This window comes from Nocardiopsis sp. TRM 82005, assembly GCF_056312425.1.
Map to the genome: position 1 here is coordinate 1 of NZ_JBWDTQ010000019.1, position 23,432 is coordinate 23,432.

Sequence of the window (23,432 nt, forward strand, 5' to 3'; positions counted from 1 at the left end):
CCGCGCGGCGTTCTCTTCGCCCGGGCGCACGTACTCGCCCAGGGTGGCCAGGTGGTCGTGGCGGGACTCGGCCTGGAACTCGGGCGCGCGCTGTGCCCCTCGGCGGCCAGGTGTTTGAGGGCGGAGTGGCGCAAGCTGGCCTGTTCGAACAGGTACTCCGCGTGCGGTAGGACAGCCGTCCCCGCCCGGTGGTGGGGTCGGCGTCGGCCGGGGCGCGGGCCCGGGCGCCGACGGAGGGGAACGACGGCCGGACAGGTACACCGACCCCGCGGTGCGCCCGTTCAACAGCCGGGCCAGCAGGCGGGCGGTGGGGGTGGCCCAGTGCACGTACTCGATCGCCCCGCCCTTGGAGCGTGCCCGGGCCCGGCGCATCGCCATGTCCAGGTCGCCCACGTCCAGGGTGAGGACCTCCTCGGAGCAGGCCCCGGCACTACAGCCGCAGGCTGTACCGCCTGTTCTGCTTGTCGGCACGGTCGGCGCTGCTCAGGCCCGGGGCCTCCCAGAACTACTACCGGCGCAAACGGGCTGAGGGGATGATCCCCACCCCCAGGCGGTGCTGTGTCCGGCTCGGCAGCGGATCAACGTGCTGTGGGCGATGTTGCGGGACGGCCGTCCCCACTCACCCGTCCAACCGGTCCCTGGGGTGGCTTGACACGGTCATTGAGACGCCCCACACCTACGCAGTGTGTGGGGCTGTTCTCGGCGGCTCTGAGTCCGCCGCGCCGTGGCGATCTTGCGCAGCGACCGACCTGGGCGCGGTGGGGAGTACTGCGGGATCTCCCATGTTCCTGAGATCCGACGGGCCTTGGATGAGGTGCGAAAACGAGTGGTCCGCCCCTCCCGGCAGGTGGTGCTCGCCAGTCACCCCCTTGCGTTTCCTGAGAGGTCTGTGGCACGCTTCTTCGCAGCGATACCGGTGTGTCCAAGCAAGCTCGATCTTCTCAGGATCGAGCTTTTTTCATTTCTAGTCGCCCGTAGCCCAGTCAGCTCGAACCCCCTCCTGGGCGTCGTACATTCGTCGCAGATCCAATCGGATCCACAAAAGAGAAGGTGCTTCCCTTCGGCGTCTCCAGTACGACTGAAAAGTGATGCATTTCCATTTCTTCTGGCACCTCGCATCGATACTCGACCACCGCCGCGTCCCCCATCGATCCATCCGACGGGTGAATACCCGCAGGCTGGAATTGGTGGACCGGTTCAGCAGGGTGTTCACCACCAGGGAGGGAGCAGTATGCATCCGGTATTGTTTTTTCCTGGTAGCGGCTAGAGTTGTTTGCCACTACCGCGTCAAAGTAAACAAATCTAGACTCGTCGCGCTCTTCGCGAACCGAAGTAACGGTATAGAGAAGCCCCCCGCTGGATAGGATCCCGTCGGGCTCTTCCTCTGTTTCACCAAAGTTTTTGTGTGAACGAAGATCAACTTCGACCACGTTCGTGACCAAAAGACCAGTCCCGACTACCACCGCGACTATGAAGCCGAGCGCGGTTCCCGCAAGAAAAGAATTATTTTTCATCTCTCGTCTTTCGAATTATAGAGATTGGATTGAGTAGTATATGGTACGCTACGTTCAGCGCAGTGAGTGGGGTGCGGACCCCAATGGGCGGCCTGGTGCCAACGGCCCCATCCATGCTCAGACCGGCGGTGCCTGCATCCATTACGTCGGCAGTAGGGTTTCCCAGGGCGTCGACAACCACAACGACTGCAACAGTATTGTCCGTGGAATTCAGGCCGGGCACCTCCAGGGCGAGTATCAGGATATCGCCTATAACTTTCTCGTCTGCACTCACGGATACATTTTCATTGGCCGGGGTTTCGAACACCGGTCCGGGGCTAATGGGACGAATCCGGCAAATGATGCATATTACGCTATTTGTGGCCTGCTTGGAGTCCCTGACACGCCGAGTGCAACCATGGTCGATGGAATTCGCCAAGTGATTCGCGATTTACGGGAAATGGATCTGGCGGCATACGGGGTTATCGGCCATCAGAACGTTCCAGGCGTCGATACTGCTTGCCCGGGAAGTCTTCACCCTTACGTCCAAGACGGCACTCTCAATCCCCCGGACACCCTCCCCCCGAGCGATCCGCTCCCGATTGTTCCGCCGGTCGACCCCCCTGAGCCTCCTGGCGGGGATGCGCCGACGTGGCCCGGAGTGTTGTTCACCAACCCGCCTCCGACCGAGCATGACGCTGTGTTCCTCTGGCAGGCGCGTATGCTCCAGCGCGGTTGGAACGTCACCGTTGACGGTGTCTACGGCGACCAGTCCCAGCGCGTCTGTGAGCAGTTCCAGGCTGACAAGGGCTTGGTCGTCGACGGCATCGTGGGTCGGGAGACCTGGGTCGCCGCTTGGGAAGCCCCCGTCACCTGATGGATTCCGACGGGCTTCTGCGGCCGAGGCCTGAGTCGCGGGGCGGGGATGGCTGCTACAGGACCGCAGGTGCTCATCTGCACCCCCGGTAGCGCGGTAGGCACTTCCCCGCCTCGCGCCTCTTCCCGGGGCCAGCTGATCGGACGGGATCCGCGCCTCTGACAGACGACGGCCTACCGCGACGCATCGTTGCGGTAGGCCGTCGTCATGTCCGCTGGGGGTTGGGACTGGCAGGCTCGCGTATCCGAGTAGCGCCTGTCCGAGGCCGGGCTCCTGTTGAATGATCACGGAGAGTCGTGGTCGGGGGCGTAGCGTGGCTGACATGACTGCTCATCTGTCCCACGGCGAACGACTCCTCGCGGTCAACGGCGTCGAGCTGTGTGTCGAGACCTTCGGAGACCACACGGACCCGGCGATCGTGCTGGTCGCCGGGGCCTCTGCCTCGATGCTGTGGTGGGACACCGAACTGTGCGGTCGGATCGCCGCCCGCGGCCGGTTCGTGGTCCGCTTCGACCACCGCGACACCGGCCGCTCGACCTGCTACCCGCCGGGCCGGCCGGCGTACTCCTGCACCGACCTGGCCCAGGACGTGCTCGGCATCCAGGACGCCCTGGGCATCGAACGCGCCCATGTGGTCTGTCAGTCGATGTTCGGCCAGAGCGGCCTCATCCTCGGCGTGGACCACCCCCACCGGGTCGCGTCGCTGACGTTCGTCTCGAGCTCGACCGGGGCAGACGACCTGCCACCGCCCTCCAGCGACCTGGCCATGTCCGCTCAACCGCGTTCCTCCGACACGGCGGCGGTCGTGGAGTACGTGATCGCCGACGCGCGGGCCTGCGCCGGCGACTCGCCGTACTTCGACGAGGCCGCGGTCCGGACGCTGGTCGAACGCGACGTGGCGCGCGCCAGGAACTACGCGTCCACGCTGGTCAACCACTACGCCATCGACCTCGGCGGACCGGCCCGCGGCGGCTTCGGCGACATCGCGGCGCCCACGCTCGTGGTTCACGGCGACCGAGACCCGCTCCTGCCGCCGGCGCACGGCGAGGCGCTGCGTGCGGCGATCCCCGGGGCCGAGCTGCTGATCCTGCGGGGCCGGTCACGACCTGCCCGGGCCGGTGTGGGACGACTTCGTGTCGACCCTGGTCCGGCACACGGGAGGCGGCCGCCCGTGAACCGGTTGCGGTCGGCGCTGTGGCTGCCGCTCTTCGGGGGCGAGGAGGACCGCGACAGGATCCAGTGCCAGACCCCCACTGAAGGTCACGGAGGGATCACGAAAGCCCCCGCGTCACGAGGCGTTGCGCGGGGGCTTTTTCGCGCCCTCTTGGGCACAGGGAGTAAATACCCTGCCACTTCTTGCTTCGAAGGGGTGTCAGTGCAGGTCATCGGGATAGAGGTCCCGGAGGACATGACCCGCACACCGGAGGTTCCTCATGCGCAAGCTCGCCTCGTCCCTGGCGCTGGCCGCCGCCCTGGCCCTGGGCGCCGCACCCGCCCACGCCCAGGAGGAAGACGGCACCGAACCCACTGAGAACGAACCCACTGAGATCGAGGTCCAGATACTCGCCATCCCTGTGGTGGAGAACATCACCGGCGCGTTGCAGACCGACAGGAGCGAGCCGGAGGCCACTTCCGAGGAAAGCGACGAGGACGGTGAGGAGGAGAGCGACAACGTCGCCGACTACTGGATCAGCTACAAGCTGGTGGACCTCTGACGCCGGCCACAGGTCGCGGCTGGACTTCCTCCAGGCAGTGGTGAAGGCGGCGGGCCGGGGAATTCACGCTGTCAGCCGCCGCTCCCGTGGTGTGGGGCGAGGAGGACCGCGACAGGATGTAGCGCCAGACCCCCACTGAAGGTCACGGCAAGATCACGATAGCCCCCGCGCAACCGAGCGTTGCGCGGGGGTTTTCGTGCCCGTGTGGCGAGCCGTTGCGTCTCGGATCCGGTAAGTCCTGGCTAGCGCGGCCTGCGAGTGCGGATCCCGGCAGGTGTGGCCGAGAACGCCGCGAAGGCGGCAGACTCTGCGTATGCGACGAACCTGGGTGTGGTCCTCGCGGCCGTTGGGGGCGGCCTCTCTGGTGGTGCTGGGCGCCTCCCTGCTGCTGCCCGGGCTGGAGGAGCTCTCCTGGGCCGCGGGGGCCGGGTCCTTCGTCCTGGCCGCCGCGGTCCTGGCCTTGGCCCGGCCCCAGCGCACTCTTTCCTCCCCAGTGCCAGCACCCTCACCGCCACCGGGGGGGTGAACACGGCCCTGTCTGCCCACCAGGCCGATGCGCACAAATCGGGCGCCCACGATGCCCTCCCCAGCTCTGTCGGTGAAGGCCTGCCCCCCTACGTGGCTAGGGATGTGGACGAGGAACTCGACCAGCGTCTCGCCGCGGCCGCACCGCGCGGCGGGCTGGTGTTGGTGACCGGGGCCCCGACCGCGGGCAAGACCCGCGCCCTGGCCCAGGCGCTGACCCGCACCTTGCCCGAGCGGATGCTGGCGGCCCCGCCCGAGACACCGCGGTACGCGGCGCACAGCTGCGCTGCCAGCGCCGTTCTGGCTGGTAGTTTCGCCGCATGCGTGAACGGCCACCCGCACTGGAAGACCGGCTGTATGACGTGCTGACCGTGTGGGGCATCCACGCGGTCGCGCTCGACCACGTCCCGCTCGGCTTCGGCGACCACCACTGGAGCGTCACCGACACCTCGGGGCGCCGGTGGTTCACCACCGCGGCCGACCTCGAACACAAGCCGTTCCTCGGGCCGGACCCCGGCTCCGTGCGGCACCGCCTGACGCGGGCCATGGACACAGCCGTCCGACTGCACGACGACGAGGGGCTGGGGTTCGTGGTCGCGCCCCTGCGCACGCCGGGCGGCGAAACCGTCGTGCGGGTCGGCGGCCGGTACGCGCTCAGCGTCTTCCCGTTCGTGGAGGGCACTCCCGGCGGCTTCGGCGGGGAACTCACCGCCGACCAGCGCGCCCGCGTCCTGGACACCCTCGCCCGGCTCCACCGGCGCGCGCCCGGTGACGCGCCCGCCGTCCCCGCGGGGCTCCCGGGCCGGGACCGACTGGCCCAGCTCCTGGACCACTCCGCCGGAACCGGCGACGGCGGACCCCACGCCGCCTCCGCCGCCGAACTGCTGACCGAGCACGCCGGGATCCTGCGCGAGCGGACGGCGGAGTTCGACCGGGGCGCCCGCGCGCTGGAGGGCGCGGCCACGGTCCTCACCCACGGCGAGCCCCATCCCGGCAACCTGCTGTGGCGCGGCGGGCGGCCGCTCCTGGTCGACTGGGACACCGTGGGCCTGGCCGTGCCCGAACGCGACCTGTGGCTGGTCACCGACGACCCCGAGGAACTGTCCCGCTACGCCCGGGCCAGCGGTCACGAGCCCGACCCGGCCCTGATGGACCTGTACCGGCTGCGCTGGGACTTGCAGGACGTCGTGGAGTTCATCGACTGGTTCTCCGCGCCCCACCAAGGCGGCCCCGACACCGCCCAGGCCTGGCGGGAACTGGTCTCCGTCGTCGAGCGCCTCCGGGACGGGGCCCGGTCGAGCGCTCTTTGACCCGCTCCGGCGCCCCGGCGGGTCGTGCGCCGCCTTCCGGCCCCGTGGTCAGTATCGTTCTTATAACTCGAAGTGGTCGAAAAGGGTTGTCGTCGGGGCTCGCCGCCCGGAGGTACGACCGGCCACACCACGGACACGAACAGGCGATGGAGCGATCATGAAACTGCCCCTGCGTACACGCGACCTGCCTCTGCGCATCATCACGGGAGCGTTCGTCCTCAACTCCGGACTGGAGAAGCGCGGTGCCGACGAGGAGACCGCCCAGGGGCTCCACGGCATGGCGGCGGGCTCCTACCCCTTCCTCAAGGACATGGAACCCGCCGCCTTCGCGCGGCTGCTGTCGACCACCGAGATCGCCCTGGGCGCCACCCTGCTGCTCCCAGTCATCCCCAGCCGGGTCGCCGGCGCCGGCCTCACCGCGTTCGCGTCGGGCCTGCTCGGGCTGTACCTGCGCACCCCGGGGATGCGCCGCCCCAACAGCCTGCGTCCGACCGAACAGGGTCTTCCCCTGTCCAAGGACGCGTGGCTGCTGGGAGCCGGGCTCAGCCTCCTGCTGGGCAGCGACACCGAACGGGGCACCGCTGACCGCCGCGACCGCCGCCGCTGACACCGCTCACCGGCCGGAGCCGACCGCGGGCACGAACACCTGTAGGGCCGCGTACCGCTTGGTGAAGACGACCGTCGCGGAACCCTCCACCACCTCGCCGTCCACGGCCAACAGCCTCGGCTCGCCCGGGATGGCCAGCGACAACCCCGTGGTCAGCCGCTCCGAGTAGCCCTCACCGCGCGAGAACCGGCCCAGCAGCACGTCCGCGAGGGCCCGCAGCCGGGGAAAGGGATTCCGTGCGGTGAGCACCCGTACGTCCAGCCATCCGTCGTCCAGCCGCTCGCGCAGCGCGGGCACGCGGGCGTGCGTGCGGTACCGGCAGTTGCCCACGAACGCCCACCACACCCGAGTCGGCTCGCCGTCCATCAGCGCCGCGGTCGGGCTCACCTCCCGCAGGTCCCACCACAGGGCCAGCGCGAACGCGGGCCACTTGCCGATCCGGTCCGCCCACCGGTCGCGCCGGTCCACCATGCGCGGGTAGGAGCCGAACGACGCGGTGTTGAGGAAGATCCGACCGTCCACCTCGCCCACGTCCACCCGGGCCAGCTTCCCCTCCGCGAACGCCCGCAGCGCGGTGTCCACCGAGGTGATCCCCAGGGTGCGGGCGAAGTTGTTGAGGGTGCCCCCCGGTAGGACCAACAACGGCCGGTCGTGTCCGAGGGCCGCCTGAGCCCCGGCGTTGACGGTGCCGTCGCCGCCCGCCACGGCCAGGACGTCGGAGGTGCGCGCCGCCTGGTCCATGACCTCGGCCACGTCGTCCTCCGACGACAGCGGGTGGATCCGCGCCTCGGGCAGCGCCCGGGCCACCCTGCTCGTGACGTCGGTGGTGTTCAGCGCGGGTACGGCGGCCGAGGCGGAGCGCGGGTTGACCACCACCGTCATCCCGGAGCCCCCGCGGTCCACGTCCGTCTCCCCGGCGGGCACCGCGGCCGCGCCGAAGACCAGCTCGGGGCGGGGCGGCACCACCATCCGGGCGAGCAGGGCCGCACCGGAGCCGATGACCACCCCCGCGAGCACGTCACCGGGGTAGTGGACACCGCTGTGCACGCGCGAGAACGCCACCGCGCCCGCCATGGTGGCGACCAGCGCGGCCAGCGGCTTGGGCGCGCCCACCATGGTCCCGCCCGCGTACGCCGCTGCGGCGGCGGTGTGCCCGGAGGGGAAGGAGGTGCTGGGGTAGGAGCGGTAGGGGGAACGCGCCCGCGGCACGGCCGAGTTGTCCGGACGGGTCCTGTTGGACAGGTGCTTGACCACCGAGGAGGCGGCGTTGGCGGTGCCCGCGGCCAGGATGGCGCGCAGGGCGGTGCGCCGCAGCCGGGGCCCGCCCGTGGCGGCGAGGGTCGCCGACATCAGGAACCAGGGCGCCATGTTGTCGGTCGCCTGGACGAACTTGGGCGTGTAGGGGTCCAGGACGGGCGGCCCCGCTCCGGTCACCCAGTCGTAGACCTTCTTGTCGACCTTGTGGAGGCGGCTCTTGAGGCTCATCGCCCCAGAGTGTGACGAGCGGGTTCAGATGTCCATAAAGGCGCGCTCATCGGTGAACCTTCGTGGGGGTGGTCACATCAGACCTCGTGCCGTTCCCGGACGGGGAACGCCCGGGCCCTCCGAGGCCGTGGAGAGCAGCCGGACCCGTGGGACACGCGGTGGCCCCGCTTGGAGGAGACGAGTGGACGAGACAGCCGTACCGGGCGGGCGGACGTGGACCGGTGTGCTCGGCTGGGCCGGACTGGGCATGGTCGTGGCCGGGCTCGTCGCGGCCTCCTTGGCGGCGTTCGGGGAGCCCGCCGTCGACGACGGTTCCGGTGACACGGGTGGGACGGGCGTCGGGTGGCCGGCCTCCCTGCTGGCCGTGGCGGTCTCGGTCCTCGCCGTCCGTCGCGCCCTGAGCCCGGAGGCCGGCGCGGCCGCTCCGGGCCGCCACGCCCCGTGGCTGGTGGTCGCCGCCGTGGCCCTGAGCGTCCTCGCCTGCCTCGGCCTGCCGACGGAGGCGTTCGCGCCGACGGCCGAACCGCCGAGCGCCCACCGTTCCTCCACGGCCCTCTCCACCCAGTGGGCCGCCCAGTGCGCGTTCGCGCTCGGTACCTGGCTGATGGCGGCCTCCGCGCTGGTACGGCGCCCGTCACCGCCCGCGTTCTCCCCCGCCGGACTCGCCGCCGGGGCGGTGGCCGTGGTGCTGCTCGCCGCCTTGGCCTGGCACGCCAGCCTCCTCCAGCTCTCGGTGCACACCGTCGCCTCTGACCCGGGGGAGCCCGCGCCTGTCCCGGCCGGGGTCAGCGAGGTGGGTTGGTCGTGGGACCCGCCCGAGGACACGGCCGTCACCGGAGTCGAACGCGGTACCCACGGCCCCCTGGTACGGCTCGACGACGGCCTGGTCGCGCTGGACGGAGAGACGGGTACGCAGCTGTGGAGCCACCGGTACCCCAACGAGGGGCTCCTTGAGAGCGGCGTCCTCGACGGCGGCGAGTGGGCGTACGTGCTGTACCGGACCGGGACGGGGGAGGCGAAGGACCAGCGGATGACGGTGCTGGACCCGGCGACCGGTTCGGTGGTCGACGACTTCCCCAAGCCGTGGGGGGAGCACGGCGGCCAGGTGTTCCGGAGCGCTTCCGAGGTCGAGCTCCACCTGCACGACGGCGAGGGCGGGGCGCCCTCACTGACCGCCCGCGGTCTGCGTTCGGGGGAGGAGATGTGGGACCTCGCCACCGGCGGAACGGCCGAGGAGCCCTGCGAGGTCCAGGGGGAGCCGCTGGTACACGGGGAGGCGGTCCTGGTGGCCTACGCGTGCGCGGCGCCGGAGCTGCTGTACACGCACGCCGGGAACCCCGAGTCCGTCGGCGGCGCGGTGGAGGCCACCGTCCTGGCGCTGGACGCCCGCACCGGGGAGGAGGTCTGGCGGCGGGACTGGCCGGTGGACGCGGTGCACTGGGGCAGTGCCTTCCCCCTGATGTCCCTGGGCGGGCTCCCGCTGACCGACGGCGCCCGCCGCACCCTGGAGGTGTCCCTGTCCACGGCCCGGTGGGCGGACCACGTGGTCGACCCCGTGACCGGTGAGGACGTCGTGCGGCTGCCGGACCCCGCCGGACTGACGGGCTGGAGCCTGGAGCACTCCGACACCGAGACCGTGGTCTACACGGACATGGGAGGCTCCACCCGTCTGAACAGGCTGTCCGTCTCCGACGGGGAGACCGCGTCGGTCGCCCTGGAGGACGTTTCCCCCGCCGAACTGGGTGACGAACTGGTGGTGCTGGAGGAGAGCGCCGTGGTCTTCGCGTCATCGCGCGTGCTGGTGGTCCCACGCGCGCGAAGCGGTGCCCCCGTGCGCGAGGTCGCCCAGGCCTGGGAGCTGTCCGTGGGCGACGTGCACGGCACGGACCTCGTCGGCGTGTCCGTGCCCGGCGCGGCCGTGGTGACCGCCCTCGGCAGCGCACGGCCCGTGCGCGTCCACGGTCTGGTGCCCTGAGGGCCCGGGCGGCCGCGCCCGGGCCCGGGCCGCACAGTGCGGGGCCGGCCAGCACCCTCGTGCTGACGCGGGTGAGGGCGTCCACGGAGACGCTCCCTAGACGGAGGGGATCTGACCACCGTCCACCCGTGCGGTCGAACCGGTGACGTAGGCGGCCTGCTGGCTGGCCAGGAAAGCGGCCACCGCCCCGTACTCCTCGGGCCTGCCGTAGCGCCGGGCAGGGATCTTGGCGCGGGCCTCGTCCTCGACCTCCTCCAGAGGGCGGCCCTCGCGCTCGGCGCGGGCGCGGTCCAGCGAGTCCGTGCGCGGGGTGGCGATCCGGCCGGGCACGATCACGTTCGAGGTCACCCCGTCCGCCGCGACCTCGTTGGAGACCGTCTTGGACCAGGAGTGCAGGGAGGCACGCAGGACGTTGGAGACCCCCAGGTTCGGGATCGGCGCGATCGGGCCGGACGAGGTGCTCGTGATGATCCGTCCCCAGCCGCGTTCGCGCATCCCGCCGACCACGGCGTCGGTGAGCCGGATGACCGGCAGCACCATGGCCCCGTACATGTCCTCCCAGAGGCCGGCGTCCTGCCCGAGGGCGGGGGTGGGCGGCGGGCCTCCGGTGTTGTTGACCAGGATGTCCACCGGGCCCAGTTCCTCGGCCACACGACCGGCGACCTCGGAAGCCCGCCCGTGGTCGGCCAGGTCCCAGGCGATGGCCAGCGCGGACACGCCGTGCTCGGCGCACGCCGCCACGGTGGCGTCCAGGCGCTCCTCGTTACGGCCGGTGACGGCCACGTGCACGCCCTCGGCCGCCAGGGCGACGGCGATGGCCCGCCCCAGGCCGGAACTGGCGGCGGTGACCAGTGCGACCTTTCCCGCGATTCCCAGGTCCATGTCTCTCCTCACGGTTGCTGCCGGTGCAACGGCATCCTGGCAGCCCGCGGGCCCCGCGGGGAAACCCGGGTGGCCGCCAGCGCCGGCCGTGGCCCCGCCCCCGCCCGTGAGCCAGGATCCGTGTCGACGTGGGCCTTCAAGCTCGCGCTTCCGTCGGGGAGCCCGGGGCGACCGGCGGGTTGGACCTGGAGTACTCGGGCTCGCCGGAGGCCACCGGTCCGGCGGAGGGCGTGTCGACCACGCGCTCGACGGAGAACTCGACCGTGCGCTCGTGGTCGTCCCACAGCACCTGTGCGGTGCCGGTGAGCTGTACCAGGCGGCCCGTCTCCCAGTCGGGGACCAGGAGTCCGACGCGGGGGTTGAGCCACAGGTTGCCCAGGGTGTTGAACATGGCGTTGCCCTTGTAGTCGGGCCAGCTGAGCAGGGAGGGGGAGTGCACCCTCAGGAACCCGGGGAGCCCGCCCCGGTGGTTGGCGTCGGCGCCGCCGGCGTCGTCGGCGGTGGCGATGAAGAAGGTGTCGGCGCGGCGCAGGAGGTCCTCCTGGTCGCGGGTCAACCGGTATCCCGAGGTGCCCTTCCCCGCATCGCCGGTCCCCGTCCCGGCGGGCGCGAGTTCGCGCCGCTGGATGTACTTGGGGCAGTTGGCGTAGACCTGCTCCGCCCTGATCCGCAGCCCGCCCGCGTGTGGCCGCGCCGTGCCGTTGAGGCGCATGCGACGCCGCTTGACCGGTTCGAGGGCCAGGGTGCCGACCGCGGTGGGGCCACGGCTCAGGCGTTCGGCCAGCGGGTCCCCCGGTCGTGGCAGGGCGGCGGCGTCGAGGGTGTGTGCGTCGTGCGCCCGCAGGAACCCGGGAGCACCGGTGAGCAGAGAGCACCACAGGCCGCCCCCGTCGTCGGCCGCGCCCACCACGAGCCGGGGCTGGTCGGCGAGGAAGCCGGCGGCCGCGGCGGGAATCTCCCGACGCACGGCCCTCTCGGAGAAGGCGGCCTGGTCGGCGAGGCCCGCACGCCTTTGGACCGCGAGCTCCCCCCGGTGGTAGAAGTCCATGTCCTTGCCCTTCTTCGGTGGAGGAAGTCTGGTGGAGGAGCTCTCCTCACGGAGGTCCGCCAGGTCGGTGGGCCCTTCCGGCCGGGGCGCCCGAGCACGGGCGGGGCGCGGCTTCGGGCGCTCTCTAGAAGAAACCGCACGTAGGAGCGGCGGACACCGGGGCCTTCGCCTCCTCCGCGCCCGTGGGGGCGTAGATCTCCAGCCGGATGCCGTCCGGGTCGTGGAAGAACACGCCTCCGGAGGCGGCGCCCTCGCCGTGCGGCACGACGCCGTCGTAGGCGAAGTCCACGGCGGTCTCCAGCAGCTGGGCCTCGGCCGCGCGCACCTCCTCGACCGTGTCCACCTGGAAGGACAGGTGATGCAGGCCCGCCGCGTCCTTGTGGAAGCCCTCGCTGCTCTGCTGCCACAGGGTCAACATGAGTTCGCCGCCACGGCCGAGGAAGGCGAACGCACGGTCCTCCTCCCCGCCCCTGCCCATGGTCTCGAAGCCGAAGACACGCACGTAGAAGTCCAGTGAGCGTTCGATGTCGGTGACGTTCAGGCCCACGTGGCCGGTCCTGAGTCTGGTCGGCGCCATAGCGCACCTCGTTTCCCTCGGGGCGGGGCTACCCGGATCGTGCAACCCCTGAAATTTACTTTAAGGGTTAGATGTTGCCATGGTCAACCATTCATATTGATTTCAGCGGTTACAGAGCCGGCCTTGGTAGGCTCCCGGGCACCCGCCGTGCGCGCGGGCCCGGGGAACGACGGAGGGAGGGCCGATGGCCGTCAGACAGCGGCCTCTCACGGGGGAACCGGTCTCCATCGACCTGGTCAACACCCGGTGGGTCGAGGGAACGACCGCCCACGACCTGCTGGACTCGCTCGACGGGCTGCGCCAGTGGTTCGGCGAGAGCGGGCTCGACACACGCTTCGAGCCGGGAGCCGAGGCCCTGGAGCACATGCTGTACGCGCGCGGGGCCCTGGCCCGGCTCGTGGAGGATCCCGGCGACAGGCGGGCGCAGGAGACCCTCAACGACGTCCTCGCCCACGGCAGCGTGCGCAGGCTCCTGCGCGAGGGGGAGCCCGCCGCCGCCGTCGAGTTCGACGACCCCTCATGGGGCCCGGCCTGGACCGCGTCCGACGACTACCTCGGACTGCTCGACGCCCCCGCCCGCATCCGTCGGTGCGCCCGCACGGGCTGCGTCCTGCACTTCTTCGACACATCCAAGAACGGGACCCGCCGCTGGTGTTCCATGGCGGGTTGCGGCAACCGCGCCAAGGCGGCCCGGCACTACGCCCGGGGGCGGGCGAACCGGACGGCCTGAGAAGCCCTCGCCCGGCCGGGTACCGCCGACGGGGCGCGGGTCCCGCCCGAAGCCGGAACCCGCCAGACCGTGGACGGACGTGCCCCGGGGCACGTCCGGGAGGGCTCAGCCCTTGCCGGGCACCACCACGGCACGCCCGAAGACCTCGCCCTCCTCCAGCTTCCGGTAGGCCTCCAGCGCGTCGTCCAGGGAGAACCGCTCGACCTCCGGGCGGATCTGTCCGGTCCGGTACATGTCCACCACCTCCCACAGCTCCGGCACCGTGCCCCAGTAGGTGTTGGTGACGTAGGACTCGTACGGGTTGGTGAAGAACGAGAACTCGTGCGTGCCGCCCGCGATACCCACCACGCTCAGCCGCCCGCCCTGGGCCATCACCGCCGCGGCGGTCGCGATGGTCGAGTCGATCCCCACGAAGTCGAAGGCCGCGTCCACTCCCCGGCCGCCGGTGATCTCGCGGATCTCCTCGGCCTGCCGCTCACCCGCCCCCACGGTGATCGCGCCGTTGCGCTCGGCCCAGGCCCGGGGCTCGGCCTTGACGTCGGTGGCGATCACCGTCGCCCCGGTCAGCGCCCTGAGGACCTGCACGCCGATCTGCCCCAGGCCGCCCAGCCCGATCACCAGGGCATGGCGGCCACCGCCCTCCAGGTGCGGTAGCGCCTTCTTGACCGCGTGGTACGGGGTCAGGCCCGCGTCCGACAGCGGAGCGGCGTCCACCGGGTCGGCGTCGCCCAGGGGTACGAGGTGGTGGGCGGGCACGGTCATGTACTCGGCCATGCCGCCGTCGCGCCCCAGGCCGACCGCCATGTAGGGCATCGTGGCGGCGTTCTCGCAGTAGGTGTCCTGCCCCTGCGCGCACTTGCGGCAGTGTCCGCAGCCGATCGGCCCGTACACCAGGTAGGACCCGCCGACCTCCACCCGCTTGCTCACGCCCTCGCCGAGCGCCTCCACCCACCCCGAGTTCTCGTGCCCCAACACGAACGGGGGTTTCTGCGCCCCGGGCTGACCCTCCTTGAAATGGCTGTAGACACTGACGTCGGAGTGGCACGCACCGGCGCCCGCCACCCGCAGCAGGGCCTCGCCGGGGCCGGGTTCGGGTCTGGGGACGTCGGTCAGGGACGGGAACTGCTCGTAGTTCTCGAAGACCACGGCACGCATGGGCGCTTCTCCCTACTCTTTCGCGGACAGGGCACCGCGGCGCACGCCGTCGGCACTCCCGGTACCCGCATGGCCGCTCGACGTTATCAACCCAGTTCAGGGATGTCTGCCAACGCAGGTTCCGAAAACCGTCCGGTCTTTTTTGCCTGCCCCGATGAGTTCTCGCCACCGACCGCGTCCGTACGTATGAACGAACCCGCTCCGGGCGGATCCGACGAACGAGGAAGGCCGCGATGAACGGCGCGAAACCGCCCCTCCCGCGCGCGGGAGGACACGAGTGGCTCGGGCTCGGGGTACTGGCCCTGCCCACCCTGCTGCTGTCCCTGGACATGAGCGTGCTCTACCTGGCGCTACCCCACCTGGCCGCCGACCTGCGGCCCTCCGGCGGCCAGCTGCTCTGGGTCATGGACGTGTACGGGTTCATGATCGCGGGGTTCCTCATCACCATGGGCACCCTCGGAGACCGCATCGGCCGCAGGCGCCTGCTGATGATCGGCGCCGCCGTCTTCGGTCTGGCCTCCGTGGCCGCCGCGTTCTCCCCCAGCGCCGGGGCGCTCGTCGCCACCCGCGCCCTCATGGGTGTGGCCGGAGCCACCCTGATGCCCTCCACCCTGGCCTTGATCAGCAACATGTTCGCCGACCCCAGGCAGCGCGCCGTGGCCGTCTCCGTGTGGATGAGCTGCTTCATGGGCGGCACCGCCATCGGCCCGGTCGTGGGCGGGCTGCTCCTCCAGTGGTTCTGGTGGGGATCGGTGTTCCTGCTCGGCGTCCCCGTCATGGTGCTGTTGCTGGTGTGCGCGCCCCTGCTCCTGCCCGAGTACCGCTCTCCCGGGTCCGGGCGGCTGGACCTGACCAGCGTCGCCCTGTCCCTGGCCGCCATCCTGCCGATCGTCTACGGGCTCAAGTCCTTCGCCGAGGACGGGACCGGAGCCGCCCCGCTCGTGACCGTGGCCCTCGGCCTGGCCATGGGCGCGGTGTTCGTGCGCCGGCAACTGCGCCTGCCGGATCCGCTGCTGGACCTCGGGCTGTTCCGCGAGCGCTCGTTCGGGGCCGCCCTGGCCGTGATGGCGGTGGGAGCGGTCGCGATGGGCGGCACGTTCCTGCTGCTCAGTCAGTACCTGCAAATGGTCGCCGGACACTCCCCGCTGGTCGCGGGGATGTGGCAGGTGCCCGGAGCTCTGGCGATGATCGCCGCCACCATGGCCGCGGCACCGCTGGCCGCGCGGATCGGGCGGGCCACCACCATCGGCGGCGGCATGTTCGTGACCGCCGTCGGGTTCGCCCTGCTGTTCCTGGTCCCCGCCGAGAACGGCACCCTGACCGTCGTCGCCGGACTGGTGCTGGCCTCCGTCGGCCTGGCTCCCGGGGCGGCTCTGGGCACCGACATCGTCGTGGGATCGGCGCCCAAGGAAAGGGCCGGGGCCGCCGCGTCGATGTCCGAGACCGTCGGGGAGTTCGGCGTCGCCATGGGTGTGGCCGTGCTGGGCAGCCTGGCCTCCGCCGTCTACCGTGCCAACGCGGTCCTGCCCGAGGGCGTGCCCGAGGAGGCGGGGCAGACCCTGCCCGCGGCCGTCTCCGTCGCCGAGGAACTGCCCGCTGACCTGGCGGGGAGACTGCTCGGCCCGGCCCGCGAGGCATTCACCGACGGCCTCAACCTGGCCGGGGCGATCGGTTTCGCGGCCATGGTCGCCTTCGGGGTGCTCGCCCTCCTCCTGCTCCGCTCGGCGCCCTCGGTGCCCCCTGCGCGGAGACACGGACACGAGGGGCCGGCGGGAGGTCCGGGACACGCACCGGCGGAGGATCCGGCGCGGGAAGAGGAAGGGGAAAACCCGCCGTGGGCCGATGAGTCCGCGACCGGCGGAGGGTCAGTACGGACGAGCGGCACCGAAGGCCGGACCTGAACACCACCAGGACCGGGAAGCGCACACCCCGTACGGAGGACACCGTGAACCGCCCCAGCCTCGACAGCATCCTGCTCGCCACCACCGACCCCGACAGGCTGCACGACTGGTACGCCGCAGTCCTGGCACCCCAGAGCGACAACGACGTGGACGACTACCGCGTCCTGCGCTTCGGCGCCTTCCACATGCTCATCGACCGCCGCGACGGCGTCGGCCCCAAGGCGGGCGAGCCCGCCCGCATGATCCTCAACTTCGACGTGGACGACGCCCGCGCCATCGCCGCCCGCATGGACGAGCGGGGCACCGAGTGGCTGGCACCCCTGGAGGACCGCGACGGCAGCCTGTTCGGCACCGCCGTGGACCCCGACGGCAACTACGTCCAGATCATCCAGCTCAGCGACGAGCACCGCGCCGCCATGGAGAGCGGCGAGTAGGGGGGGACACCATGTTCGACGTCAACAGGGCCTTCGGCTCCTTCGCCGTCCCCGACACCGACGGGGCCGGGGAGTTCTACGGGAGGACCCTCGGACTCGCGGTCGGCCCCGTCGAGGGGATGGAGGAGCACGGCCTGCTCCGCATCGGCCTGGGGGAGGGGCGGGGCATCCTCGTCTACCCCAAGCCCGACCACGAGCCCGCGGGCTTCACCGTGCTGAACCTGCCCGTGGACGACATCGACTCCGCCGTGGACGAGCTCGTCCGACGCGGTGTCCGGATGCTGCGCTACGACGGCTTCGGCCAGGATGAGAAGGGGGTCTCGCGCGGCGAGCCGGCCGTCGCGTGGTTCGCCGACCCGTTCGGGAACGTGTGTTCTGTCATACAGGAGGCGTAACGTGACGGTCGTGGTGGAACACGCATCCGACCAGGACTTCGTGAGGCTCGCCGACCCGTACCGGCGGGAGCTGTTCGCGCACTGCTACCGCATGCTCGGGTCGGTACACGACGCCGAGGACCTGGTGCAGGAGACCTACCTGCGCGCCTGGAGGGCCTACGACCGGTTCGAGGGCCGCTCCAGCCTGCGCACCTGGCTCCACCGGATCGCCACCACGGCCTGTCTCACCGCCCTGGACAAGCGTCGGCGGCGGCCCCTGCCCACCGGGCTCGGCGGACCCACCGCCGAGCCCGAGGGCGAGCTGGCGGACAGGCCGGAGGTGACCTGGCTGGAGCCGGTACCCGACGCCCTCGTCGGCGCTGACGACCCGGGCGCGGTGGTGGCCTCGCGCGAGAGCGTACGCCTGGCCCTGGTCGCGGCGCTACAGTACCTACAGCCCAAGCAGAGGGCGGTGCTGATCCTGCGCGACGTCCTGCGGTTCAGCGCCGCCGAGGTCGCCGAGACCCTGGACACCTCCGTGCCCGCGGTCAACAGCCTGCTCCAGCGGGCCCACGCCCAGCTGGCCCGGGTGATGCCCAGCGAGGAGGAGGTGGCCGAGCCCGGGCTCGCCCAACGCGAGACCCTCGCGCGCTACGTCGCCGCGTTCGAGTCCTACGACATCCCGGCGCTCACCTCGCTGTTCACCGCCGACGCCGTGTTCGAGATGCCGCCCTTCGCCACCTGGGTCCGCGGCGGCGAGCACATCGGCCGCCTCGTCTCAGCCCAGTGCCCGGCCAGCGGTGCGGGCGACATGGCACTGGTGCCGATCGCCGCCAACGGGCAGCCCGCCTTCGCGGTGTACATGCGCGGCGGCGACGGTCTGCACCGGGCGTTCGGGACCCAGGTCCTGGATCCGGCCCCCGGGGGAGAGGGGATCGCCCACGTGGTGATGTTCTTCGACACCACCCTCTTCCGGCACTTCGGGCTTCCCGCCGCCCTGCCCCCGCGCGGCTGAGGCGGGGAGCGGGACCAGGGGATCCGCTCCGTGGAGGCTGTGAGGCCCTCCGGGACCCCGCCCGTCCGGAGGCCCACTACCGCCGTCCGCCTCTTCCGATGAACGATGAGAACCGGCATGCAGGACATGGGTGCCGCCCGCCTTCGCCAGGTGCTCTCCGCCTCGATCACCCGGCGCCTGTACGGCTCCGTCGAACTGGCACGGCCGGCCTACACGGCCGGGGACGGGAGCCCGAGCGTCGTCCCGATCGGCTACCTGTGGAACGGGCCCCGGTCCGTCGTCTGCGCGGTCCCCGACGCCGCCGAAGGCGGGGCGTTGACCGCCGATCCGCGGACCGGCGGTCCCGGCCCGACCGTGGGCTACGCCGACCTGCGGCGGGGGAGCGAGCACGGCGCGAGGTCGAACTCGGCCCACACAACGCCGCCCCCGCCACCGGGCGAGGCGGCGCGCCGGGTCCCCCAGCGGGCGGCCAGGTGGTCGATCAGAAGCAGCTCCCGCCCCCGGACGCCCCCGTGCCGCCCGCCGCCGGGGACCGGGTACGGCACGCGCGCGGCGGTGTCCGCGGCCCCCTGACCGGCCATGGACAGCCGCAGTACGCGTCCGCCCTCCGCGAGCCGGTGCAGGGAGAGCACGCACACCACCTCCTCCGGGCCCCCGCCGTCCAGTGCACGGTCCACGGTGTTGGCGAACATCTCGCTGGCGCACAGCACCACGGCCGCGACCAGCTCCTCCCCGGCCCCGACCATCAGGGCCAGGTCGGCGCGCAGGTCGGCCCTGACCCGGCCGATGGCGGCCGGGCTCGCGGGGTAGGTGCGGGGATTCCAGGGCCTGTCGGGGTCGATCGGGCCTCGGGGCTGGGGCAGGACGGTCATCTCGGCTCCTCCTCTGGGGGACAGGGGGTGTGGTCGGGGCCGTGCGTACGGTGCCTCGCGGTGCGCGCGTTCTCCGGCCTCGCCCTATCCCGAGGCGGCGAAGAGCGAGCTCTCGTCGTCGAGCCACACCAACTGGTGCTCGGAGGAGACGGTCAGCCCGAACCGCGTGTGCTCGGGCCGTCCTGCCTCCACCCACCGCAGACGGGCGGCCTCCAACTCGGTGAACAGCCTTCGGGGGCCGTGCTGGCGCACCTCGTGTCCGGACTTCCCGTGCTCGGGGTCGACGCGCCAGGAGGCCCGGGACCACGTGTCCGGGTCCACCAGGTGGACCGTGCGGCGGGGATCACCGCTCTCCTCGGCGTGCCGCACGAACCGGTACACGCCGGGCATTTGCAGGCTCACCGCGAAGGAGGCGTCGCGGTCGCCGACCGGGTCGTCGGTGCGTGGCCGGGCGCGCGTGGCGGTGTGGCCGGGGCCCGGCCCGACACGGGTCTCCAGCAGGCGGCGCGGCGTCCTGTCCGCGCGCGCCCACACGCAGTCGGTGTGCCCGACGAACCGGCCGTGCGCCCTCCCGTACGGCCCGACCACCAGGTCCGCCAGGACCCCGTGGTGGAAGGAGTTGCCCCACGGCGTCAGGATCCGCCCGCCGGGATGGGACTGCGCCACCCAGGCGTAGGGGACCCGCCGCACCGACACGGCGCTGACCACGCGGTCGTAGGGGGCGCGTCCCACCCAGCCCTGCATGCCGTCCCCGCTGACCACCAGCGGTGTGAACCCCGCACCCATCAACCTGATCCGGGCGTGTTCGGCGAGTTCGAAGTCGGCCTCCACCGACACGACGGACTCGTCGCCCAGGCGGTGCGCGAGCAGGGCGGCGCCGTACCCGCTGCCGGTACCCACCTCCAGCACCCGCATCCCGGGCTCGGCCCGCAGGCGCCGCATGGTCTCGGCCGCCATGGAGGGGGCTGGGACCGAGGACGTCGGCTCACCTGGTCCGTGGCGGAGACCGTCGTCGACCCGGGTGACCACGGGGGCGTCGGCGTAGGCGGCCCTCAGCCACCCCTGCTCGTCCGTCTCCCGGTCCACGGGCCTGTCCGTGTCGGCTTCGGTGATCACGTCCGGCAGGAACAGGTGACGGGGGACGGCGGAGAAGGAGGCGCGCCATTCGGGGGACAGGGCGCCCCGTTCGGCGAGGGCCTCGACCAGCCTCCGGTGCGGAGGGATCACCGGGGGCACCTTCCGCTCCGTCCATCGTGCCGGCCGTACCCGCGGCCGGAGGGGAGGCCGTCCCGGGGCCGGCGGCCCCCGCCGACGACGTCGTGTCCGGCATGTGAAGTGGAGGTCACCGCTCCCCTCCTCGGGATGCTTCCAGAACGGACGGAACCAGGGTCTTGCGTCCATTACGAAAGCGGGCGTTTCCGGGTAAGGATTACTACAGAGACACAACACCGTCCGTCCGCGAAGACGGAATCCCATGCCGATATACACCGGCGGTATGAATGGCGAAATCCCTGCTCGGCCCCCTCCCCTCCCCGCCGCGGTCCTTCTGGTCCCGCGCCGACGTCCGCCGGTCGCTCGCCGGGCGGGACGCCGCCGCGCTGTTCGCACTCCTGCGCCAGTACACGGGTGCGAGCCAGCAGGCGATCGGCTCCGCGGTCGACATGGCCCAGCCGCACGTGAGCGCGATCATGTCGGGAAGACGCGCGGTCACCGCGCTGGAGACGTGGCAGCGCATCGCCGACGGACTGGCGATGCCCTCCGAGGCCCGTCGGGCATTGGGCCTCGCGGATGCGGACGAAGAGTATTCGATGGGCGTTTCCTGGACAGATACCTCGGTGGAAGAAGACGATTCGTGGTCCGCGTCCAGAACGGCGCAGGACATCGTCGAGATCACGCTGAAGGACCTGATGAAACGCAGAGACGCATTAGCGGCGGGGGGAGCGCTCATCGTGGGCGCCACGCTGACGGAGACGCTGGAACACTGGCTGATGCCCCGGACGGCCGCGCCCGGCCGGGGCCGCGGCACCGTCGGGGAGTCCGAACTGCTCCGGATCGAGGCCGCGACCGTGGCGCTACGGCACTGGGACGACCGGTGGCGCCTGGGCATCCGGGGCAAGGCCGTCGTCGGCCAGCTCTCCGAGGTCGCCGAGCTCGTCGAGAACCCCCAGCCCGAGCCCGTCCAGGCACGGCTGTTCGCGGTGATGGCCGAGCTGTCCAGGATCGTGGCCTCGATGTCCTTCGACTCCGGGGACCAACCGACGGCGCAGAGGTACTACACCCTGTCCCTGCGCGCCCTCCACCAGGCGGGGCCCGAGTACCGGGCCTACGGCGTCGGGGTCCTGGCCGCCATGGCACGGCAGATGCTGGACCTGCACCGGCCCGGTGACGCCCTCGACATCTCCCGGCTCGCGCTCGACAGCGCGGACACCACCGGGGCGCCCGCGCGGGTCCGGGCCATGCTGCGCACGCGCGAGGGCTGGTCCTACGCGCGGATGGGGCGGCCGGAGGCCTACCGGCGTACGGTCGTCCAGGCCGAGGACCTCCTCGCCGAGGAGACGACGGAGGAGGTGCCCAGCTGGGTGGGCGACTTCGACCACGCCGAACTCTCGGGGGTCGTCGGAGCCCGCTACCGCGACCTGGCCGCGAGCCGCGAGGACCGGGGAGCCCGGCACCGGCACGCCGAGTCGTCCGCCGCCTACATCACCCAGGCGCTGCGGTCCAGGAACCCGGCCAGGAAGCGCGGCCGGGCCTTCGACCTCGTGGGGCTCGGACGCACCTACCTGCTGCTCGACGAGCCCGCCGAGTCCGCGCGGGTGGTGCGGCAGGCCGCGGCCCTGGAGTCCTCCCTCGGTTCCGGCCGGGTGCGCAGGCGCCTGGGCGACTGGTACACCGAGTCCGCCGCGCACCACCGCAACCCGCAGGTGGCCGAAGTCCGCGACGAGTTATCCCGTACGCTGCTGCACCATCAGCGAAATGTGAAGGGGATGACGTGACTCGTATCGGAATCACTGGTCACTCGAATCTTTCCGCCGACAGCGTGGCACTGGTGCGCAAGGCCCTGACCGAGGCCCTCGCCCCCTACGCCGACGACCTCGTCGGTGTCTCCTGCCTGGCGCGCGGCGCCGACCAGCTCTTCGCCGAGGCAGTGCTCGACGCCGGGGGCGGACTGGAGGTCGTACTGCCCTCGGCCGACTACCGCGAGGCCAAGGTCAGGACCGCCGACCTGGACCGGTTCGACGACCTGCTCGTACGCTCCTCGCTGGTGCGTTACATGCCGCACCGCCAAGCCGACCGGTCCGCCTACGAGGACGCCAACGAGGCCGTGCTGGGCGGGGTGGACCGGCTGTTCGCGGTGTGGGACGGCCAGCCCTCGGACGGCCGGGGCGGGACCGGCGACGCTGTCGGGGCGGCCCGGGACAGGGGTGTGCCGGTGGACGTCGTCTGGCCCGAGGGTGCCCAGAGGGACTGAGCCCCGGCCCCCCGGGGCCGCGCTCTCGGGCTCGGGGCCGTTCGTGCGCCGCTCAGCCTCCGTCCAGCACACGGTGCAGGGTGTCCGCGAAGGCCTCGGGATGGGGACCGAAACCGAGGTGGTCGCCCGGGAAGGCGGCCGGGTCCGTGTCGAGCCGCAGCGCGAGGGCGAGGCCCATGTCGTAGATGGTCTTGCCGGCGTCCGCCTCGCCCAGGCCCACCGTCACCGGGACCCCGCTCGTGCGCAGGGCGTCCACGTCGGGCTCGTACAGGGACAGGGGCATCAGCCCGTGGGAGAAGAAGTAGTCGAAGTTCCCGCTGACACGCTCGAACGTCTCAGCGTCCTGGTGCCACGGGTTGTCCGCCGGTGTACCCCCGTCCTTCGGCTTCGATTCGCCGTCCAAACCGTTCAGCTCCAGGAACTTGCCCATCGCCGCCTCCACGCCCCCGCGGTGATAGGTGTCGTAGACGTCCTTGCCGCGGGTCATCATCTCGGAGGGGTCGTCGAGCAGCGTCAGGCACGGCGGCTCGTGCGCGACCAGCTCCCGCACCAGCGTGGGATGCCGGGCCACCAGGTCGAGCCCGACGTGGGCGCCCGCGCTGTTGCCGAACACGTAGGCGGGGATGCCCACCTCGGAGATCAGGAGCGCGGCGTCGTCGCCGTGCACGTCCACCCTCTGCTCTTCCGGCTCGCCGTCCAGGGGGCTGCGCGAGTTGCCGCGCGGGTCATAGGCCACGGTCGTGTAGTGGTCGGCCAGGTGCTCGGCGGTCTCGGAGTAGACGCCCGCGTCCTGCGGGCCGCCGGGGATCATCAGCAGTACGGGGCCCGAGCCGCGGACCTCGTAGTGGAGCCTGGCTCCCGGCACCTTCAGCGTGTGCGTTTCGGGTGAGTGGTGCGACATGGTCTCTTCAGTCCCTCCCGGCGCGCTGCCGCGCACGGTTCGCTGTGGAAGCTGTGGAAACTAGCCCGTCCAGTACTCCCCTTGCCC

The 23,432-nt window shown here is 71.6% G+C and carries 25 protein-coding genes and 1 pseudogene; 15 read left to right on the forward strand and 11 right to left on the reverse strand.

The window, feature by feature from the left end; all coding sequences use genetic code 11:
• From AC0T5L_RS15670 to AC0T5L_RS15680, 3 genes and pseudogenes are all read right to left on the reverse strand, one after another.
• A pseudogene (locus tag AC0T5L_RS15670) lies at positions 1-471 on the reverse strand (hypothetical protein); the annotation flags it as partial.
• Between the two features lie 512 nt (positions 472-983).
• A complete protein-coding gene (locus AC0T5L_RS15675) occupies positions 984-1,514 on the reverse strand; it encodes a hypothetical protein (protein ID WP_476166218.1) in 531 nt (176 codons plus the stop codon).
• The gene (locus tag AC0T5L_RS15680) at positions 1,504-1,788 is read right to left on the reverse strand and encodes a hypothetical protein (RefSeq protein WP_476166219.1); all 285 of its coding nucleotides are present in this window, start codon (positions 1,786-1,788) and stop codon (positions 1,504-1,506) included. Before AC0T5L_RS15680 ends, AC0T5L_RS15675 begins: the two co-directional genes overlap by 11 nt.
• A gap of 405 nt (positions 1,789-2,193) precedes the next feature.
• On the opposite strand from AC0T5L_RS15680, the gene AC0T5L_RS15685 reads away from it, so the two are divergent.
• The 7 genes from AC0T5L_RS15685 to AC0T5L_RS15715 all read left to right on the forward strand — a co-directional run bounded on the left by AC0T5L_RS15685 (position 2,194) and on the right by AC0T5L_RS15715 (position 6,527).
• The gene (locus AC0T5L_RS15685) at positions 2,194-2,370 is read left to right on the forward strand and encodes a peptidoglycan-binding domain-containing protein (protein WP_476166220.1); all 177 of its coding nucleotides are present in this window, start codon (positions 2,194-2,196) and stop codon (positions 2,368-2,370) included.
• A gap of 322 nt (positions 2,371-2,692) precedes the next feature.
• Entirely contained in the window at positions 2,693-3,901 is a 1,209-nt protein-coding gene (locus AC0T5L_RS15690; protein ID WP_476166221.1) for an alpha/beta fold hydrolase, read from the forward strand.
• Positions 3,804-4,085 (forward strand): hypothetical protein, encoded by a 282-nt coding sequence (locus tag AC0T5L_RS15695; RefSeq protein WP_476166222.1) that lies wholly within the window; start codon positions 3,804-3,806, stop codon positions 4,083-4,085. The genes AC0T5L_RS15690 and AC0T5L_RS15695 overlap by 98 nt, the downstream gene beginning before the upstream one ends.
• 313 nt (positions 4,086-4,398) lie before the next feature.
• Positions 4,399-4,611: a hypothetical protein gene (locus AC0T5L_RS15700; RefSeq protein ID WP_476166223.1), complete on the forward strand. Its 213-nt coding sequence runs from the start codon at positions 4,399-4,401 to the stop codon at positions 4,609-4,611.
• Positions 4,612-4,703: 92 nt separating this feature from the next.
• On the forward strand, positions 4,704-4,979 hold the full coding sequence (locus AC0T5L_RS15705) for a P-loop NTPase family protein (protein ID WP_476166224.1): 276 nt from the start codon (positions 4,704-4,706) through the stop codon (positions 4,977-4,979).
• Positions 4,931-5,920 carry a phosphotransferase enzyme family protein gene (locus AC0T5L_RS15710; protein ID WP_476166225.1) on the forward strand — a complete coding sequence of 330 codons (990 nt, stop codon included), beginning with the start codon at positions 4,931-4,933 and terminating at the stop codon, positions 5,918-5,920. Before AC0T5L_RS15705 ends, AC0T5L_RS15710 begins: the two co-directional genes overlap by 49 nt.
• 157 nt (positions 5,921-6,077) lie before the next feature.
• The gene (locus tag AC0T5L_RS15715; RefSeq protein WP_476166226.1) at positions 6,078-6,527 is read left to right on the forward strand and encodes a hypothetical protein; all 450 of its coding nucleotides are present in this window, start codon (positions 6,078-6,080) and stop codon (positions 6,525-6,527) included.
• 6 nt (positions 6,528-6,533) lie between these two features.
• On the opposite strand, the gene AC0T5L_RS15720 is transcribed toward AC0T5L_RS15715, so the two are convergent.
• Entirely contained in the window at positions 6,534-8,012 is a 1,479-nt protein-coding gene (locus tag AC0T5L_RS15720; protein WP_476166227.1) for a phosphatase PAP2 family protein, read from the reverse strand.
• Positions 8,013-8,193: 181 nt separating this feature from the next.
• On the opposite strand from AC0T5L_RS15720, the gene AC0T5L_RS15725 reads away from it, so the two are divergent.
• Positions 8,194-9,987 (forward strand): outer membrane protein assembly factor BamB family protein, encoded by a 1,794-nt coding sequence (locus AC0T5L_RS15725; RefSeq protein WP_476166228.1) that lies wholly within the window; start codon positions 8,194-8,196, stop codon positions 9,985-9,987.
• A 96-nt stretch (positions 9,988-10,083) separates the two neighbouring features.
• Here AC0T5L_RS15725 and AC0T5L_RS15730 read toward each other — a convergent pair whose 3' ends face one another.
• The 3 genes from AC0T5L_RS15730 to AC0T5L_RS15740 form a co-directional block, all read right to left on the reverse strand.
• Positions 10,084-10,869, reverse strand: coding sequence for an SDR family oxidoreductase (locus AC0T5L_RS15730; protein ID WP_476166229.1), 786 nt, complete (start codon positions 10,867-10,869; stop codon positions 10,084-10,086).
• Positions 10,870-11,005: 136 nt separating this feature from the next.
• On the reverse strand, positions 11,006-11,917 hold the full coding sequence (locus AC0T5L_RS15735) for a pyridoxamine 5'-phosphate oxidase family protein (protein ID WP_476166230.1): 912 nt from the start codon (positions 11,915-11,917) through the stop codon (positions 11,006-11,008).
• A gap of 124 nt (positions 11,918-12,041) precedes the next feature.
• A complete protein-coding gene (locus AC0T5L_RS15740; RefSeq protein WP_476166231.1) occupies positions 12,042-12,494 on the reverse strand; it encodes a VOC family protein in 453 nt (150 codons plus the stop codon).
• Positions 12,495-12,678: 184 nt separating this feature from the next.
• On the opposite strand from AC0T5L_RS15740, the gene AC0T5L_RS15745 reads away from it, so the two are divergent.
• Positions 12,679-13,224 (forward strand): CGNR zinc finger domain-containing protein, encoded by a 546-nt coding sequence (locus AC0T5L_RS15745; RefSeq protein WP_476166232.1) that lies wholly within the window; start codon positions 12,679-12,681, stop codon positions 13,222-13,224.
• Positions 13,225-13,329: 105 nt separating this feature from the next.
• Here the strand turns inward: AC0T5L_RS15745 and AC0T5L_RS15750 are convergent, their stop codons facing one another.
• Positions 13,330-14,379 carry an NAD(P)-dependent alcohol dehydrogenase gene (locus AC0T5L_RS15750; protein WP_476166233.1) on the reverse strand — a complete coding sequence of 350 codons (1,050 nt, stop codon included), beginning with the start codon at positions 14,377-14,379 and terminating at the stop codon, positions 13,330-13,332.
• A gap of 233 nt (positions 14,380-14,612) precedes the next feature.
• On the opposite strand from AC0T5L_RS15750, the gene AC0T5L_RS15755 reads away from it, so the two are divergent.
• The 4 genes from AC0T5L_RS15755 to AC0T5L_RS15770 are packed head-to-tail and all read left to right on the forward strand — an operon-like array spanning position 14,613 to position 18,103.
• Complete coding sequence (locus AC0T5L_RS15755) at positions 14,613-16,280, forward strand: MFS transporter (RefSeq protein WP_476166234.1); 1,668 nt, start codon at positions 14,613-14,615, stop codon at positions 16,278-16,280.
• Positions 16,281-16,324: 44 nt separating this feature from the next.
• Entirely contained in the window at positions 16,325-16,714 is a 390-nt protein-coding gene (locus AC0T5L_RS15760; protein ID WP_476166235.1) for a VOC family protein, read from the forward strand.
• Positions 16,715-16,725: 11 nt separating this feature from the next.
• Entirely contained in the window at positions 16,726-17,109 is a 384-nt protein-coding gene (locus AC0T5L_RS15765) for a VOC family protein (protein ID WP_476166236.1), read from the forward strand.
• 1 nt (position 17,110) lies between these two features.
• A complete protein-coding gene (locus AC0T5L_RS15770; protein ID WP_476166237.1) occupies positions 17,111-18,103 on the forward strand; it encodes a sigma-70 family RNA polymerase sigma factor in 993 nt (330 codons plus the stop codon).
• Between the two features lie 359 nt (positions 18,104-18,462).
• On the opposite strand, the gene AC0T5L_RS15775 is transcribed toward AC0T5L_RS15770, so the two are convergent.
• Positions 18,463-18,975, reverse strand: coding sequence for an ATP-binding protein (locus AC0T5L_RS15775; protein ID WP_476166238.1), 513 nt, complete (start codon positions 18,973-18,975; stop codon positions 18,463-18,465).
• An 84-nt stretch (positions 18,976-19,059) separates the two neighbouring features.
• Positions 19,060-20,202 carry a methyltransferase domain-containing protein gene (locus AC0T5L_RS15780; protein ID WP_476166239.1) on the reverse strand — a complete coding sequence of 381 codons (1,143 nt, stop codon included), beginning with the start codon at positions 20,200-20,202 and terminating at the stop codon, positions 19,060-19,062.
• 272 nt (positions 20,203-20,474) lie between these two features.
• On the opposite strand from AC0T5L_RS15780, the gene AC0T5L_RS15785 reads away from it, so the two are divergent.
• Both AC0T5L_RS15785 and AC0T5L_RS15790 read left to right on the forward strand, forming a co-directional pair.
• On the forward strand, positions 20,475-21,968 hold the full coding sequence (locus AC0T5L_RS15785; protein ID WP_476166240.1) for a helix-turn-helix domain-containing protein: 1,494 nt from the start codon (positions 20,475-20,477) through the stop codon (positions 21,966-21,968).
• Entirely contained in the window at positions 21,965-22,444 is a 480-nt protein-coding gene (locus tag AC0T5L_RS15790) for a hypothetical protein (protein ID WP_476166241.1), read from the forward strand. The genes AC0T5L_RS15785 and AC0T5L_RS15790 overlap by 4 nt, the downstream gene beginning before the upstream one ends.
• 52 nt (positions 22,445-22,496) lie before the next feature.
• Here the strand turns inward: AC0T5L_RS15790 and AC0T5L_RS15795 are convergent, their stop codons facing one another.
• Positions 22,497-23,345 (reverse strand): alpha/beta fold hydrolase, encoded by an 849-nt coding sequence (locus AC0T5L_RS15795; protein ID WP_476166242.1) that lies wholly within the window; start codon positions 23,343-23,345, stop codon positions 22,497-22,499.
• Positions 23,346-23,432: the final 87 nt, after the last annotated feature.

Bases quoted from the DNA above. Each gene is read 5' to 3' on its own strand.
- AC0T5L_RS15675 (WP_476166218.1), bottom strand. From the start codon at position 1,514: ATGAAAAATAATTCTTTTCTTGCGGGAACCGCGCTCGGCTTCATAGTC.
- AC0T5L_RS15695 (WP_476166222.1), top strand. From the start codon at position 3,804: ATGCGCAAGCTCGCCTCGTCCCTGGCGCTGGCCGCCGCCCTGGCCCTG.
- AC0T5L_RS15765 (WP_476166236.1), top strand. From the start codon at position 16,726: ATGTTCGACGTCAACAGGGCCTTCGGCTCCTTCGCCGTCCCCGACACC.
- AC0T5L_RS15735 (WP_476166230.1), bottom strand. From the start codon at position 11,917: ATGGACTTCTACCACCGGGGGGAGCTCGCGGTCCAAAGGCGTGCGGGC.
- AC0T5L_RS15755 (WP_476166234.1), top strand. From the start codon at position 14,613: ATGAACGGCGCGAAACCGCCCCTCCCGCGCGCGGGAGGACACGAGTGG.
- AC0T5L_RS15785 (WP_476166240.1), top strand. From the start codon at position 20,475: ATGGCGAAATCCCTGCTCGGCCCCCTCCCCTCCCCGCCGCGGTCCTTC.
- AC0T5L_RS15720 (WP_476166227.1), bottom strand. From the start codon at position 8,012: ATGAGCCTCAAGAGCCGCCTCCACAAGGTCGACAAGAAGGTCTACGAC.
- AC0T5L_RS15740 (WP_476166231.1), bottom strand. From the start codon at position 12,494: ATGGCGCCGACCAGACTCAGGACCGGCCACGTGGGCCTGAACGTCACC.
- AC0T5L_RS15795 (WP_476166242.1), bottom strand. From the start codon at position 23,345: ATGTCGCACCACTCACCCGAAACGCACACGCTGAAGGTGCCGGGAGCC.
- AC0T5L_RS15700 (WP_476166223.1), top strand. From the start codon at position 4,399: ATGCGACGAACCTGGGTGTGGTCCTCGCGGCCGTTGGGGGCGGCCTCT.
- AC0T5L_RS15775 (WP_476166238.1), bottom strand. From the start codon at position 18,975: ATGACCGTCCTGCCCCAGCCCCGAGGCCCGATCGACCCCGACAGGCCC.
- AC0T5L_RS15715 (WP_476166226.1), top strand. From the start codon at position 6,078: ATGAAACTGCCCCTGCGTACACGCGACCTGCCTCTGCGCATCATCACG.
- AC0T5L_RS15710 (WP_476166225.1), top strand. From the start codon at position 4,931: ATGCGTGAACGGCCACCCGCACTGGAAGACCGGCTGTATGACGTGCTG.
- AC0T5L_RS15750 (WP_476166233.1), bottom strand. From the start codon at position 14,379: ATGCGTGCCGTGGTCTTCGAGAACTACGAGCAGTTCCCGTCCCTGACC.
- AC0T5L_RS15745 (WP_476166232.1), top strand. From the start codon at position 12,679: ATGGCCGTCAGACAGCGGCCTCTCACGGGGGAACCGGTCTCCATCGAC.
- AC0T5L_RS15690 (WP_476166221.1), top strand. From the start codon at position 2,693: ATGACTGCTCATCTGTCCCACGGCGAACGACTCCTCGCGGTCAACGGC.
- AC0T5L_RS15730 (WP_476166229.1), bottom strand. From the start codon at position 10,869: ATGGACCTGGGAATCGCGGGAAAGGTCGCACTGGTCACCGCCGCCAGT.